The sequence below is a fragment of the Mycobacterium sp. NGS15 genome (assembly GCF_059813245.1).
Genome location: NZ_JCALEF010000001.1, coordinates 774,686 through 790,629 on the forward strand (window position 1 = coordinate 774,686; position 15,944 = coordinate 790,629).

General features: G+C 62.0%; 9 protein-coding genes. 5 read left to right on the forward strand and 4 right to left on the reverse strand.

What is annotated here, in order from left to right:
- Positions 1 to 23 precede the first annotated feature (23 nt).
- Positions 24 to 1,136, forward strand: a complete 1,113-nt coding sequence (locus AC5Y5C_RS03660) for a glutamate--cysteine ligase (protein WP_499969065.1) — start codon at positions 24 to 26, stop codon at positions 1,134 to 1,136.
- Here AC5Y5C_RS03660 and eccE read toward each other — a convergent pair.
- Positions 1,133 to 2,851, reverse strand: a complete 1,719-nt coding sequence (gene eccE, locus AC5Y5C_RS03665; protein ID WP_499969067.1) for a type VII secretion protein EccE — start codon at positions 2,849 to 2,851, stop codon at positions 1,133 to 1,135. The genes AC5Y5C_RS03660 and eccE overlap by 4 nt on opposite strands.
- A gap of 133 nt (positions 2,852 to 2,984) precedes the next feature.
- Between eccE and eccB the strand changes: the two genes are divergently transcribed.
- Positions 2,985 to 4,499: a type VII secretion protein EccB gene (gene eccB / locus AC5Y5C_RS03670; protein ID WP_499969068.1), complete on the forward strand. Its 1,515-nt coding sequence runs from the start codon at positions 2,985 to 2,987 to the stop codon at positions 4,497 to 4,499.
- Positions 4,500 to 4,505: 6 nt separating this feature from the next.
- Here eccB and eccD (AC5Y5C_RS03675) read toward each other — a convergent pair whose 3' ends face one another.
- The gene (gene eccD, locus AC5Y5C_RS03675; RefSeq protein WP_499969069.1) at positions 4,506 to 5,945 is read right to left on the reverse strand and encodes a type VII secretion integral membrane protein EccD; all 1,440 of its coding nucleotides are present in this window, start codon (positions 5,943 to 5,945) and stop codon (positions 4,506 to 4,508) included.
- 172 nt (positions 5,946 to 6,117) lie between these two features.
- On the opposite strand from eccD (AC5Y5C_RS03675), the gene eccCa reads away from it, so the two are divergent.
- Genes eccCa through mycP form a run of 3 tightly spaced genes read left to right on the forward strand, consistent with a single transcriptional unit; the run spans position 6,118 to position 13,054 of the window.
- Positions 6,118 to 10,146, forward strand: coding sequence for a type VII secretion protein EccCa (gene eccCa / locus AC5Y5C_RS03680; protein WP_499969071.1), 4,029 nt, complete (start codon positions 6,118 to 6,120; stop codon positions 10,144 to 10,146).
- Complete coding sequence (eccD, locus tag AC5Y5C_RS03685; protein WP_499969073.1) at positions 10,143 to 11,630, forward strand: type VII secretion integral membrane protein EccD; 1,488 nt, start codon at positions 10,143 to 10,145, stop codon at positions 11,628 to 11,630. The genes eccCa and eccD (AC5Y5C_RS03685) overlap by 4 nt, the downstream gene beginning before the upstream one ends.
- Positions 11,627 to 13,054 carry a type VII secretion-associated serine protease mycosin gene (gene mycP, locus AC5Y5C_RS03690; RefSeq protein ID WP_499969074.1) on the forward strand — a complete coding sequence of 476 codons (1,428 nt, stop codon included), beginning with the start codon at positions 11,627 to 11,629 and terminating at the stop codon, positions 13,052 to 13,054. Before eccD (AC5Y5C_RS03685) ends, mycP begins: the two co-directional genes overlap by 4 nt.
- On the opposite strand, the gene cysC is transcribed toward mycP, so the two are convergent.
- Both cysC and cysD read right to left on the reverse strand, forming a co-directional pair.
- Entirely contained in the window at positions 13,051 to 14,952 is a 1,902-nt protein-coding gene (gene cysC / locus AC5Y5C_RS03695; protein ID WP_499969076.1) for an adenylyl-sulfate kinase, read from the reverse strand. The genes mycP and cysC overlap by 4 nt on opposite strands.
- A complete protein-coding gene (cysD, locus tag AC5Y5C_RS03700) occupies positions 14,952 to 15,905 on the reverse strand; it encodes a sulfate adenylyltransferase subunit CysD (RefSeq protein ID WP_499969078.1) in 954 nt (317 codons plus the stop codon). Before cysD ends, cysC begins: the two co-directional genes overlap by 1 nt.
- Between the last annotated feature and the right edge of the window lie 39 nt (positions 15,906 to 15,944).

The window sequence follows — 15,944 nt, forward strand, 5'->3', positions numbered from 1 at the left end:
TCGCATTCCGCGACGGGGCCCGCGTGATTGAGTATCACGGGTCGCCGCGACCCACACTGGGGGTGGAGTGGGAATTCGCTCTCGTCGATGCCCAGACCAGGGATCTCACCAACGAGGCCTCGGCGGTGCTGGCCGCGATCGGTGAGACGCCGCACGTTCACAAGGAGCTGCTGCGCAACACCATCGAGGTGGTGACGGGTATCTGCGGGACGGTCGCCGAAGCCATGCAGGACCTGCAGGCAACCCTCGCCACCGTGCGACCGACCGTACGCTCGATGGGCATGGAGCTTTTCTGTGCCGGGACACATCCCTTTGCTCGCTGGTCGGCGCAACAGCTCACCGATGCACCGAGATACGACGAGCTGATCGCCCGCACCCAATGGTGGGGCCGTCAGATGCTGATCTGGGGCGTGCATGTGCATGTCGGTGTCTCCTCCAAGCACAAGGTGCTGCCGATCGTCACATCGATGCTCAACTACTACCCTCACCTTTTGGCGTTGTCGGCGTCCTCCCCGATGTGGGAGGGGCAAGATACCGGGTACGCCAGTAACCGGGCCATGATGTTCCAGCAGCTGCCCACCGCGGGTCTGCCGTTCCACTTTCAGACCTGGGAGCAGTTCGAGGGCTTCGTCGACGATCAGATGAAGACCGGAATCATCGACCAGCTCAACGAAATCCGTTGGGATATCAGGCCTTCACCGGCTCTGGGTACGGTCGAGGTTCGGATCTTCGACGGGATCTCCAATGTCGCCGAACTTGAGGCGCTGGTGGCGCTCACTCATTGCCTGGTGGTGGATCTGGACCGCAAACTGGAGGCAGGGGAATCACTGCCCACCATGCCGCCCTGGCATGTGCAGGAAAACAAATGGCGCAGTGCGCGTTACGGACTCGACGCGGTCATCATCCTGGACGAGGACAGTAACGAGAGATTGGTGACGGAGGATCTCGACGATCTGCTGACTCGGCTGCAACCCATCGCGCGGCTACTGGAGTGCGAGACGGAACTGGCCGCCGTGGAGGAGATCTACCGCCACGGCGGGTCCTATCAGCGTCAGCGGCGTGTGGCCGAAGAGCATGACGGCGATCTGGGTGCGGTAGTGGACTCGGTGGTCAACGAATTAGAGCCCGAGCGCTAGGCGTACTGAGCATCGAATGATGCCTTGATGTAACGCATTTCCTCGTCGGTGGCGACCATTGTGACCACAGCTGTGCCGGCCCGCGTGCTCACCTGAACGGCATCGGTATCGTGATCCAACTGTTCCAGTGAGACATCGGCCTCGGCGGAGGGCACGGTGTTGGGCGGCATCACGATCATCGTGGTCATTCCCACGCGAACCGGCTGTTCGGTCGCCCCGTCGAAGACTGCCACTGAGTAATTGCGGTCCGAGCCTGCCTGCATGGCACCGCGATTGAATTCGGTGACCCACAGCAGGTTGTTGTCGCCGACTGCCTCGACCATTTCGCGCCACATGGCAGGGCGGCGGGTGTGGACTAAGACTCGGGCCCCCAGCGCTAGCGCGCGCAGTACAGCTTGTTGAGCTAGGTGAAGGGTGCCGGAGATCTCCACGCGGTCGATCTGTGGCCCGAATATCGGCAGCGCGATGGCTCGCCCGTACTCGTCGGCGCCGATGACCTGGCCGCAACCGGATGCCGGCAGCGCCAGCTCTCGGAAGTCTTCAATACGGCGCCCGTACACCCAGTGCCCCAGTGGCCGCTTCGGTTGCGGCAGAGGCAGACTGGAGAGCAGGGCGTTGAACTGCTGTCCGCGTAGCGGCGCGAGGCCCTTCAGGTTGATGCGGCTGCCGGAGCCATGACTGTCGAATCGAACCAGGCCGCGGATCTTGATGTACTCGTCCTCGCGGGCATTCTGCAAGGAGACACACACTGTGGTCGAGTAACTCGGGATGGTCCACATCATGCCTAGCCCGGCGGTGGTCAGCGTGCTGCCCTTCAGAGCGTAGCTGCGGAGCTGGAAATTGCCCTCACGGCAATGGGTCCAGGTTTCCTCCACGTTGGTGAGGTTGACGCCGTCGGAGAGCTGATTGGTGGCATGGGCGATCTCGGCGGCCGTGAGGATTCGGGTTCGCAATCCGGCCTCGGTGAGACGGTTGGCGACGCGGCGTGTGGCCGTGGTCGCGGTGCGCAGGATTCCAGTGCGTCCACCGCCGCGATGGTTGACTGCTTCGACGCAACGGGACGGGTCGAAACGAACCGCGATCCACACATTGCGTTGCGCGATGGCCGGCAGTGGGCCGAGTACCGCGTCATATACGGCTGCGATTTGGGTGTGACCGGAGGAGCGCGCACCCTGGCTGATCACATCGATTGAGTCGAGGTTGATATCGAACTGGCGCAGGCATTCGACGAGGAGCTCCACTGAAACCGTCTCGCCGGAGACAGTCATCCCAGGCTCCATGACGGTCAACGCCTGCGGATTTTCTTCGATCTTCAGTAGCGACAGCAGAGTTCGGCCATCCCAGCGGAATCCGATCTGCGCGTCGTCGCCGAGCGGCACGTCGAATGGCTCGGCCGCAGTCCTTTTGCGGGTCTTACTGCGCTGGCCGCGGAAGTAGTCGAACCGTGCGGCCAGGGCACGCGGCAGCGTGGTGCCGCGGATCCGGACAACGAATATGAGCGAGAGCGCTAGACCGGCAAGCCCGCCCTGCCACCACGGCAAGTTAATGAGCAACGCAACCGCGATGCCCAGTGCTGCTAGGAATTCCAACAGCAGGACATCCACGATCGGCAACGCCCGCTGCGGCGCTATGTCAGTAGTGTTCAGGAGCTTGCTGGGGTCGATGGGTGCGGGCCGGCCTCGGCGTGACCCGGTATTGCGAGAGCGAGCTGCCACGTAATCGCCTTCCTGGTCCGGCTCCCCGCGCGTCTGGTGTCGCTTCCCTGGTCGCTGTCGGCGTACCTGGGGTACGCTACCGTCGCCCATGGGGGGACACGGACTCCCGCCATTGATGCAGATGGGAGCGGTGATGCCAGCGCAGGTTACCACGCGTGCGCAGGTCAACGGATACCGTTTCCTGCTCCGCAGACTCGAGCACGCACTGATCCGCGGTGACTCCCGGATGATCCACGATCCTATGCGTGGTCAGATGCGTTCATTGGTCGTCGGACTGGTGATCGGCATCCTCATCACGGGTGCCTGTGGTGTGCTGGCGTTCTTCAAGCCGTCGCCGGCTATTGGGAATGCGCAAATTCTGCTTAGCAAGCAGGGCGGCTCGATGTATGTGCGCATTGGCGACAATGTGCACCCTGTTTTGAATCTCGCCTCCGCCAGGCTGATCGCCGGAAAGGCCGACAAGCCTGCGGCCGTCGACGACAAAAAACTTGGAGCCCTTCCACGCGGGCCGGTTGTGGGCATTATCGGTGCGCCGAACGCAATCTACGGCGGCGATGATTTGAGCACCTCGCATTGGGCCGTGTGTGACACGTACACCACCACGGATGTTCGGGAAACGGTTGGGTCCTCCAAACTGAAGACCACAGTGCTGGCCAACAAGCCCGAGTTGGGCAGGGAGATTCGTGCCGCCGCGCCTGGGGACATGTTGTTGGTCGGATCCGAGAACAACATGTTCCTGATCTACGACGGGGTGCGGGCTCCGATCGACATCACTGACCCCATCGTGGTGAAGGCCCTGCACCTTGAGCAGGCCCCTATTCGAGAGATTTCTCCTGGGTTGTTGAACGCTTTCCCTCGAGTCGAGCCCATCAAGAGGGTCCTGATCGACGGTATGGGCGAGTGGAGCAGTATCGATGTGTTGCGCTCGTCCGGGGTGCGCATCGGATCGATCGTTGAGACCGAGGATTCCAACGGGAAGCGCTTATTTGTGGCGCTGCGTGATGGGATTCAGCCGGTTTCTCCCGCCACGGCCGACCTCATCCGCTATGGAGACCCCACCGGGCAGGTGCGCGAGATCCGGAAGCTGCCGCCGGTGGTGGCCGGCATGACACCCACTGTCCACACCTTGCCCACCGACAATTACCCGCAGGTGACTCCGATCATCGCTCCGCTGGAACCTGATCGTGTGGTTTGCCAGGCTTGGGAGAAGGACAACGGCGCTCCCGAGGCCAAGATGCGCTTGTTGCTTGGGCACCGCTTGCCCATCCCTCAGGATGCCGCACCGGTGCAGTTAGCCACCGCCGACGGCAATGGTCCAGGGCTTGATGAGGTCTATCTCAAGCCGGGGACCGGTGAATACGTGATGGCTACTGGGGGCGAAAAGGACTCGCGCGCATATGGTCAGCAGTTTTATGTCAGCGATACGGGGCAGATCTACCACATCAAGGACTTTCCGGCGGCCGCTGCGTTGGGCGTGACGGGGTGGATGCCACAAGACAAAAAGGACACGCAGCACCCGCAGGATGCACCCTGGACAATCATCAAGCTGCTGCCGCCCGGCCCTGAGCTGTCTCAACAGGCCGCACTTATCGCACATGACGGCATGGCCGCAGATCCCAAAGGGCTAAAACTCAGCCCGCCGAAATGACCTCGGTCAGATGCGCATATCTCTGGCGAACGAATAGATCCCGACAATCCAGAAACACAGCGGGAATACCACTGCGATTGCCAGGTATTCCAGTACCTCTACCCAGCGGCGCATCACGGGCGAGAATTCCAGGAGCGGCGCCACCACACCGCAGGCCACCGCGAGTGCGGACACGATCACCAGCCCGAGTAGTGCGTTGAGCTCTGAGTCGGGGAGATAGGTCCCAGACTTGGCCATAACCGCCCATCCGATGATCAGTCCGGAGCTGATCAAGGTCGCGGATTGCGTCAGATTGTGGTGGCTGCGACCGCGTAGACACAGCACCGTCGCCACCGCGATCGCAAAGACTGTCCCCTGCCAGAAAAAGCCGTTGGTGACATCGACCGCAAGGTAGGCGCCGACAGCGGCGGTAACGGCCGCGGCGGCGAGAATGCCGCTGAGGTACTGATTGGCGCGTTTGACGCGCACAATCATGCCTTCCTCCGTTGGGATGATCTGCTTGCCAATGGCGTTCACGCCTTCGACCGTGGTGCCGCCTTGGGTTTCGATGTCATCGAGCGGTTCCCCGGCGGTCGGCACTCGTGGAATCGGGAGTTTCGACAGCACGATAGTCATGCGTGGCGACATGTACACCACGATCACCGCGAGGGTGGCCAGCACCGCGCCGAGTGCACGGGAGGGTGGCGTGAGGAGCACGTTGGCCAGCGCAGTGCACCCACCCAACACCGACAGGGCGATCACGAAGGTGTGGAAGGTTCGCCCCTCCCTGCCAATTTGTAGGGCGAGAAGCGAAGCGAGTGCGGTTAGCGCACACGCCATCGGGAGGGACATCGCCCCAAACCCATCGGGGATCACATAGAGGGCACCGGCGAAAATCAATGGTGTTGCGACCACGGATAGCCCTAGCGGAACCCGCGGATCATCATCGCGGTGTGCGAGCACTGCACCGGCGACTAGCAGTACGACGCCGCTCAGTAAGGTCGTGAGGCCTGCCACTATGTTCCCGGAGTAGTTGTGCAGCAGCAGCGCGGCTGACAATGACGCGGCCAGGCCTACACCGAAGTAGGTGATGTAGTTGCGATTGCGCTCCCAGAGACTGGGTTGATCAGCGCCGGGCCGTCCTGTGCCGTCAAGCGCATCAACGTCGTCGAACAGCAGTGGGGCCGCGGCTCCTGTGACCTCACGTAGGACGAGGACATCGCCGTCGTAGATATCGGCTTCGGACAGAGACTTGGTCAGATCGACCGGTGGCGAGCCGAGCTTGCCCAAGCTCCACCGGCCTTCGGTGTTGTCGAACAGCTTCACATCGTTATCCGAGCTCGCTCCGACAGACTGCATTTGTAGTTGGCTGTTTGCGATATCGATGACGTCGTCGATGAAGGCGCCGACACCCACGTTGGCGGGCATGCCCACGTCCAGTTGCATCCCGCCGACCAGCAGTGTCATCCGACTGAGCTCAGGTTCTGACCCGGCGTCCGGCTCAAGGTCAGCTAGTGACGGCGGTAATGTCATAGGCGGGAATGCCTCCATGGTGTGGTGCCAGGTCGGTTAGCGTTGCTGGATGGTGTGAGAATACCGACCATCGCTGGTCTTGAGGGCATGTCGGAGGGGAGTGGGATTGGGAACACAAGGTTTCGTACGGCGATCGCGGGTGGCTCCGCCTCGCATGCCAGGCGGCGAGGTCAACTTGCAGGCACCGCCGGAGGTGCCGCGCGTCATCCCGGGGAATCTGTTCATGAAACTGATGCCTTTCGTGATGATTGTCGCTGTCATCGGGATGATCGCATTGATGGTCACGGTCGGCGGGCGCAATTTGGCCAGCAACCCGATGTTCATGATGTTCCCGATGATGATGATCATGTCGATGGCTGGCATGTTCATGGGTGGCGGCGGCCGCACCGGTAAAGCGGCTGCGGAACTGAACGAGGAACGCAAGGACTATTTCCGGTACCTCGCAAATCTGCGCGAGGACTCCGATATGACAGGAGACGGACAGCGTGCCGCGTTGGAATGGAGCCACCCGGACCCGCGCGCCCTGGTCGATGTCGTCGGAGCGCGACGCATGTGGGAGCGACGTCCCTCGGACCCGGATTTCTGCCACGTGCGTGTAGGGATCGGTACCCATCGTCTCGCCACGAGGTTGCTTGCACCTGAGACTGGACCCCCGGAGGATCTTGAGCCGGTGTCGACAGTGGCGCTGCGGCGATTCGTCAAAACACATTCAGTGGTGCACGCGCTGCCGACCGCGGTGTCGCTGCGCGCGTTCCCGGCTATCAATCTAGAGGGCGACCGCAAGCTCACTCAACAGCTGGTTCGTTCGATGCTGGTGGAGCTCTGCGTATTTCACGGGCCGGACCATGTTCAGATCGCTGTTGTCACGGCCAACCCGGATGGTGAGAACTGGGGCTGGGTGAAATGGCTGCCGCATGCTCAGCATTCGACTGCGCGTGACGGCATGGGCCAGGTTCGTCTGGTCTTCCCGACTCTGGAGCTACTGGAGACCTCGCTGGCTGCCGAGTTGGGTGAGCGTGGTCGGTTCACCCGCAACGCCCAACCGGTGCAAGGCGTTAAGCATCTCGTGGTGGTGATTGACGACGGTTACACCGCAGGAACCGAACGGCTGATCACAGAAGCTGGATTGGACAGCGTCACTGTTCTAGACCTCAACGCCCCCGCCGACGGTGTTGCCGCGCGGCGCGGTCTGCAATTAGTGGTCGAACCCGGTGATATCGGCGCCCGCACGGCTGTTGGCGTAGAACGATTCGCCACTCCTGATGCACTGACTGTCGCCGAGGCCGAGGCCACGGCCCGTCGTGTTGGCCGGTTCCGGCCGGCCAACGCCGCACATATCGTTAGCCTCGAATCCGATTCACGCGCAGTTGATCCTGGGTTGATGGCGCTCCTCAAGATCCCCGATGCCGCCGAGATTGTTCCTGAACAGGTATGGCGCCCGCGCTCGCCCCGCGAGCGCCTACGGGTGCCTATCGGGATCACCCCCAACGGGCAGCCGTTGGAGCTGGACATCAAAGAAGCTGCCGAAAACGGTATGGGACCGCACGGTCTGTGCATTGGAGCGACCGGATCAGGAAAATCTGAGTTCCTGCGCACTCTTGTAACGGCGATGATCACGTCCCATTCGCCGGATGCTCTGAACCTGGTGCTCGTTGACTTTAAGGGTGGCGCAACGTTCCTGGGGCTCGACGATGCACCGCACGTCTCGGCCACTATCACCAACTTGGAAGATGAACTTATTCTCGTCGACCGTATGCGTGATGCACTCGCAGGTGAGATGAACCGCCGCCAGGAGTTGCTGCGATCTGCCGGAAACTTTCCCAACGTCACCGAGTATGAGCGCGCACGCGCGAATGGTGCCGACCTCGATCCGCTGCCTGCGTTGTTCATCGTGGTCGATGAGTTTTCCGAACTGCTCTCGCAGAAGCCAGATTTCGCTGAGCTGTTCGTGATGATCGGTCGGCTGGGTCGCTCGCTCCACGTCCATCTGCTGTTGGCTTCGCAGCGGCTGGAGGAGGGCAAGCTGCGCGGTCTGGACTCTCACTTGTCATATCGTATTGGTCTCAAGACGTTCTCGGCCGGCGAGTCGCGCAGTGTGCTTGGAGTGCCGGATGCGTATCACCTGCCTAGCGTGCCGGGTTCGGCGTATTTGAAGACCGATTCGGCCGAGCCCACCCGCTTTAATGCTTCGTATGTCTCTGGTGACTACGTGAAGCCACGCGGGGCGGCGCGTTCCGGCCGTGTGTCGCAGCTGGGCGCATTGGCTCCGAAGCTTTTTACTGCCTCGCCTGTGGCCAAGGACCCGAAGCCGGAGACAACGTCCGCATTGGTTCCGGAGGAAGCCGCCCCCGTATCGCAATCGCCCACCAAGGTCACCCTCCTCGATGTCGTAGTGAGCCGCATTCGGGGTCATGGTCGGCCCGCGCATGAGGTGTGGTTGCCCCCGCTGGAAGACAGCCCCGCGGTCAATCAGCTACTACCCGAGCCGGAGTGGAACAGCCCGGACAACATCAATGGGCGGCTGGTGATGCCGATGGGCATTATCGACCGTCCTTACGATCAGCGGCGCGATGTCTTGATGATCGACCTTGCCGGCGCCAATGGAAACGTGGTCGTGGTGGGCGGTCCGCAGTCGGGCAAGTCCACCGCGCTTCGCACGTTGATTGTTGCGGGTGCGGCCACGCACACTCCCGAACAGTTGCAGTTCGTCTGTTTGGACTTTGGTGGTGGAACGCTGACCAGTCTCACGAACCTTCCGCATGTTGGCTCGGTGGCGGGACGCATGGATGCCGACAGGATTCGACGTACGGTGGCGGAGGTGTCGGGGCTGTTGCGTGCACGCGAGCTGCGATTCCGTGACCTTGGTATCGAGTCGATGCGTGACTTCCGTCAGCGTAAGGCCCATTTGGCAACGTTGCCGCCCGAGGTCGCGGCGCAAGATCCGTTGAGCCAGGACAAATTTGGTGACCTTGTCCTGGTTGTCGACGGGTGGGCGTCTATCCGCAGTGACTTCGAGGCTCTGGAGCCGATTCTGCAATCCATTGCTATACAGGGACTTTCCTACGGAATTCACTTGGTGATCTCCGCTTCTCGATGGATGGAGATGAGACCTGCGGTGAAGGACATGTTGGGTACCCGCATCGAACTGCGTCTCGGAGACCCGATCGATAGTGAGATGGGGCGTAAGTTCGCCGAATTAGTGCCCGTTGGTAGACCGGGGCGCGGTATCAACGCAGAGAAGCTGCACATACTCCTGGCGTTGCCGCGTTTGGATTCCAGTTCGGATGTCGAATCGTTGCCGCAAGGGGTCGCCGCCTCTGTCGAGATGATGCGGGATCACTACCAGGGGCGCGGCGCGCAGCAGGTGAGGATGCTGCCGTTCGATCTGGATCGCAATCAGGTGATCGACGCCGCCCGACGCGCGGGCCGGCTGTCGAAATCGAAGATCGCGATTGGTATCGATGAGGCCGAACTGGCCCCCGTGGTTGTCGATTTCGACGCCCAGCCACACTTGGTTGCTTTCGCGGATGTCGAGTGCGGAAAGACGTCACTTTTGCGGAATATTGCACAGGGCGTAATGGAAAATGCCACCCCCGAGGAGGCCAAGGTCATCTTGGTGGACTACCGCCGCTCCATGCTCGGAGCGGTGGAAGGCGACCATCTGGGTGGGTATGCCACTGCTGCCCAGTCGTGTGGTGAGTTGATGGTGAGCTTGGCGAACTCGTTGCGGGACCGGTTGCCACCCAACGACATTACCCAGCAGCAGCTCAAGCAGCGGTCTTGGTGGTCAGGGCCCGATATTTTCGTATTGATCGATGATTACGATTTGGTAGCTATCAGCAATATGAACAACCCGCTTGCTCCGATTGTCGAATTTCTCCCGCAGGCAAGGGATATCGGGCTCCGTGTAGTGGTTACCCGCCGTATTGGCGGTGCCGGTAAGGCCATGTTCGATCCATTCATCGGCCGTCTACGTGACCTGTCGTGCAATGGTCTGGTGATGAGCGGATCCCGGGAAGAGGGTGCGTTGTTCGGCGGATATAAACCGACGCAAATGCCGCCGGGGCGCGGCATGCTGGTTTCTCGGAGCATGTCCAGTGGTGTCATCCAGCTGTCGAGGATGCCCGAGCTGTGACGGGAATAAGGGAACTGGCCCAGGCCCAGATCTTGTCGACAGCCGCCGAGCACGTCCGTGTGTCGGTGTTCGGCGGCAGAACGCAACTCGATATCGCGCTGCCGCTCGATCTTCCGATTGCGGCGTTCGTCCCCGAGCTTGCCAAGCTGGTGTCCTCACGGGATATCAAACGTGACGAGGACGTGGCTCCCCGCGAAGAGCGCAAGAATCACTGGGTGCTTCGTCGCATCAGCTCCAAGGTCTCCCTGGAGCCACATTCCACACTGCGTGACGCCGGTGTGAGCGACGGGGAATTGCTGTACCTGTCGTCCGAGCGCACGCTGGACACTCCTACCTTGTACGACGATGTCGTGGACGCTGCCGCTCGAATCAACAAGTCGTCTTATGCACCGTGGGACGCGACCGCAGCACGAATTATGGGGGTCACCGGACTGTATCTAGTATCGGCGGCCTTCGTGTACTTCTTGGTGGATCTGTCATTCCGCCCTCAGTGGACGGTGGTGGCGGCGTTGTCGGTCATCATGGTCGCCGTGCTGTTGGCAGGTGCAACAGTCGCCTTCCGTTCCTATCAGCGCGCAGATATTGCGGCCGCATTGGCATGGGCGAGCATCCCCGTCGCGGCGGGAACGTGCTGGGCGTTCTTGCACGTGTTTGGCGACTATGGCGTCGCCGGTGCCTGCCTCGCGACGTTGGTGGTTAACTTTGCCGCCTATCGCCTGGTGGGGGGAGGAAACTGGGGATTCCTCTCGAGTTCAGTGGTTTTCGCCTTGTGTGGGGTGGCCCTGACAGTGCAGGGAATCTTGGCTCCGGACACGTCGATCACCGGCGCGGCTCTGGCGGTGGGCGCAGCCCTACTGACCATCTTGGTGCCCGGTATGACCCGATCACTTGGTCGTTTTGAGACGCCCACCGTCGAGACTGTCGAGGAAGAAGAACTTTTCGAGAACCCCTTCCAACGATCTACGAAGGACGATCACCCGGAGGAGAGTTCCGCCGAGTCAGTTCCGACCGCCGAAAGTGTGCGCGAGCGCGTGCGGCTGGCGGAGACAACTCGATCGGCGTTCTTCGCAGGTTTGGCCGTGACAGCCGGAATCGGCGTTGCGGTCACGCTGCGTCCTGCCAGCCAGGTGTCTTGGGCGCCATTGGCGTTGGCGGCAGCTGTTGCGGGGGTGCTGGGCCTACGCGCTCGACTTCGCACGGCCGGGATAGAACGAGCCGCACTGGGAGTGCCCGCCGTCGCGACTTTCGTGATGGCCTGTGTGCTGGCACAGTCCGGCCCGACGTTGATCGGACTTGTCACTTTCGGGGTTCTGCTTGGGCTGGGTGTGGCGGCCGCACTGATCGGTACGGTACTCGCGGGCGGTCGGCGGGTGCCTCGCCTTACTAGTACCCTTTCTTACCTCGAGTATCTACTGATGGCCTCCCTGATTCCGTTGGGGCTGTGGGTGGCTGGAGCATACCGGCACTTCGGTGCGCCGTGGTGAGTGTGGCGGCGCGTGGCGCCGCGGTGTTGGCAACGGTGGGTTTGGTATCGCTGTTATCGCCGCCCTGCGCGTACGCGATCGAACCGCCGATCGTCGAACCGGGCCCGCCGCCGTCAGGTTCGGTAGGCCCCACCGACCCCACGGAACAGAAGCAGGTGTGCGCGGTCACTGGGCTGCTCCCCGGGACCGATCTGGATTTGGTTACGCCCGCCGAGAGCATGCTGAACTACACAGCTGCACAACAATTCTCCCGCGGGGCCGGACAGAAGGTCGCCGTGATCGACACGGGAGTCAGTCCGCACCCTCGGTTGCGGGTGGAACCGGGAGGCGACTATGTGTCGGGTTCCAACGGGCTGGAGGACTGTGATGCTCACGGCACGTTGGTGGCGGGCATAATCGCTGCGGCGCCTTCGGACACCGATGCTTTCGTGGGGGTTGCGCCGGAGGCGACCATCCTGTCAATCCGGCAGAACAGCAGCTCATTCGCGGCTAAGGGCAGCGGCTCGAATAAGGACGATCCGAGCTCCAACTCCGCGGGCTATGGGAACACCACCACACTTGCGCTGGCGATTGTGCGCGCGGTCGACCTTGGTGCGACGGTGATCAACCTGTCCGAGGTCGCCTGTGCCCCGGCCGGTGTGCAAATCGACGATGCGGCGCTGGGTCGCGCCGTCCGCTACGCCTACGAGCGCAATGTCGTCGTAGTGGCTGCGGCGGGAAACACCGGTAACGACGGCGCGTGTAAGACACAGAACGAGATCATCGATCCCAATCGTCCCATCGAAACCGCCTGGTCAACGGTTAAAACCGTTGCCTCACCGGCGTATTTCTCGCAGTATGTCCTCACCGTTGCAGCGCTGAGTAAGGAAGGGGAGCCCGCTGACTTCAGCCTGCGTGGGCCCTGGGTCGGTGTGGCCGCGCCTGGTGAGGGGATCACGTCGCTGGATCCGTTCGGGCCCGGACTCATCAACGGAGTCATGAGCCAGCAGGGAATGTCGCCGGTGAACGGCACCAGCTTTGCCGCGCCATTCGTCGCCGGTGTGGTGGCGTTGGTGCGGTCGCAACGGCCGGATCTCAATGCGGGGCAGGTGATCGACTTGATCAAACGCACCGCACGTACGCCTGGTAACGGACCCAACATCGCGACGGGGTATGGAATGGTGGACCCGGTCGCAGCGTTGTCGGCTGAAGTTCCTCCGGCGGAGATAATGCCCGATCCTGACCAGGACAAGGCAGTCATCGAACCACCGAAGGCCAGCCGCACGGAAACCCTGGCACGCAACATCATGCTGATCGTCACTGCAACATGTGTGGCCGCGATGGTCGCCGTCTGGGCGTTGTTCCTACCCAATCGGCGTCGCGAGGAGGCCGCGGCGCCAATCACCGATGACGACGCCGCGACCACCGTCGATATCAAGCGTTAAATCGACAACCAATAGTCCAGGATGGCGGCCGCCTGTTGTTCCGGGTTTCCCACTGCGTCATCGCCGGGGCGCAGCACCAGCTCGGCCTTCTCGGGAGGCTCGTAGGGCGCATTGACTCCGGTGAAGTCACTGATTTCTCCGGCACGCGCCTTGGCGTACATACCCTTCGGGTCACGTCGCTCGCAGATCTCGACCGGGGTATCGACGAATACCTCGATGAACGGCAGCCCGGCCACTTCATGCTGGGACCGGATCTTGTCCCGATCGGCCCGATACGGACTGATGAGCGCCGCCACTGCGACAACGCCCGAGTCGGAAAGGATCTGAGCGACGGCGCCGACGCGGCGTACGTTCTCGGCACGGTCGGCCGCGGAGAACCCGAGGTCGGCATTGAGACCGTGTCGCAGATTGTCACCATCGAGTCGATAGGCAGGGATGCCCATCGCCACCAGACGTCTTTCCAATTCGACTGCCACGGTGGACTTCCCAGAGGCAGAGAGTCCAGTGATCCATATCGTCCCACCCTTGGTGGAGCGCTCCTCGCGCGAAACCGCGGACGAGTGCCAGACCACCTTGGATTGGTGCAGTGTCGGGCCGGAGATCATGCCCGCCGCCACCGTGTTGTTGCTGGCCTCGTCGACCAGGATGAAGCTGCCCGTGGTCCGGTTGCGCCGGTAGGGATCGAACATGATCGGTCGCTGTAGCCGCAGCTGCACGCGTCCGATCTCGTTGAGTTTCAGCTCCTTTGCCTCCTGGTCTCGATGCAGGCTGTTCACATCGAGCCGGTAGTCAAGCCCGGCAATGGCCGCCTTTACGGTCGAATTCGCATGCTGCATCACGAATCGCGATCCCTCGGACAGCGTGGACACATCGGTGAACCAGCACACCATGGCATCGATCTGCGCACCGACCAGCGGCCGGTTATTCGGACGGCAGAGCATATCGCCCCGTCCCAGGTCCAGCTGATCGGCGAGTTGCACGCTCACCGCGCTACCGGCAAAGGCCTCATCCACAACGGACCCGCCCGGGCCCCAGATTGCCGACACAGTTGAAGTGAAACCAGATGGCAGCGCGACGATCTCGTCACCGGGCTTGAACACACCGCTGGCGACCGTACCGGCCACTGCCCGGAAGTCGTGCAGATCGGCGATCTGATCGGCACCGGGTGCCGCCGCACCACCCTGAGGGCGGATGACGTACTGGATCGGAAAGCGCGCGTCGATCAGGTTACGGTCCGACGAAATATGCACCTGCTCAATATGATGCAACAACGAGGGGCCCTCATACCAGGGTGTGTTCGTGGACCGGGTGACGATGTTGTCGCCGAGCAATGCCGACACGGGAATGACCGTGAGGTCGTGCAGCTCCAGCTTGGTGGCGAATCTCCGGAACTCCTCTTTGATTTCATCGAATCGCTGAGGCGACCAGTCGACCAGATCCATCTTGTTGATACACAACACCACGTGCTCCACACCGAGCAGTGAGGTGATGAATGCATGCCTACGGGTCTGCTGGGTTAGGCCGTTACGGGCATCGACAAGAATGACCGCCAGATCGGCGGTGGAGGCGCCGGTCACCATGTTGCGCGTGTATTGCTCGTGCCCGGGGGTGTCGGCGATGATGAATTTACGTGCGGGCGTGGAGAAATAGCGGTGTGCGACGTCGATCGTGATGCCCTGCTCACGTTCGGCGCGTAGGCCGTCGGTCAGCAGCGCCAGGTTGGTATGTGTCTCGCCCTTCGCCTTGCTGCTGGCTTCCACGGCGGCAAGCTGATCCGCGAGAACCGACTTCGAGTCGTATAGCAGGCGCCCGATGAGGGTGGACTTGCCGTCATCGACGCTGCCCGCGGTGGCGATGCGGATGAGCTCCTGGGCCGGCTCGGTGGTTTCGCTGGTCATCAGAAGTAGCCCTCCTTCTTGCGGTCTTCCATACCGGACTCGGAGATCCGATCGTCGGCGCGGGTGGCTCCCCGCTCTGTGACCCGAGTTGCGGCAACCTCTTCCACCACGGCGCTGGACGTTGTCGCGACGGATTCGACGGCTCCCGTGCAGGTGGCATCTCCAATGGTCCGGAATCGAACCGACTTCTCCACGAGTTCCTCGCCCGGTTGCAGGGTGAGGAACCTGGTGTCTGCCAACAGCATTCCGTCGCGCTCCACCACATTGCGCTTGTGTGCGTAGTACAGCGGCGGCAGTGCGATGTTCTCCGATTCGATGTACTGCCAAATATCCAGCTCGGTCCAGTTGGATAGCGGGAACACCCGGATGTGCTCACCCTTGCGGTGGCGGCCGTTGTAGATGTTCCAGAGTTCGGGGCGCTGTGCGCGGGGATCCCACTGGCCGAATTCATCGCGGAAGCTGAACACCCGTTCCTTGGCGCGGGCCTTCTCTTCGTCGCGTCGCGCGCCGCCGAACACGGCATCGAAGCGGTGCTCGTTGATGCTGCGCAACAGGGTCGCGGTCTGCAGACGGTTGCGAGTGGCGCCCGGCCCGGACTCCTCGACGACCGCACCTGAGTCGATGTCGTCCTGCACGCTGCCGACTTCCAGACGCAGGCGGTAGCGGCTCACGGTTTCGTCGCGGAAGGCAATGACCTCGTCGAAATTGTGCCCGGTGTCGATATGCATGACCGGGAAGGGCAGCGGGGATGGCCAGAACGCCTTGGCTGCGACGTGCAGCATGACGACCGAATCCTTGCCGCCAGAGAACAGCAGCACGGGCCTTTCGAAGGTCGCAGCAACTTCGCGAAATATGTAGACCGCCTCGGCTTCCAGGGCGTTCAAGTGCGACAACTCGTATGACTCGGCTGGCGATGAGCCTCTTGGGCGAAGAACATCGGGCGATGTCGGCATTTCCATGACTCCGTTCGTTCCAAATATGTACCGTATCGG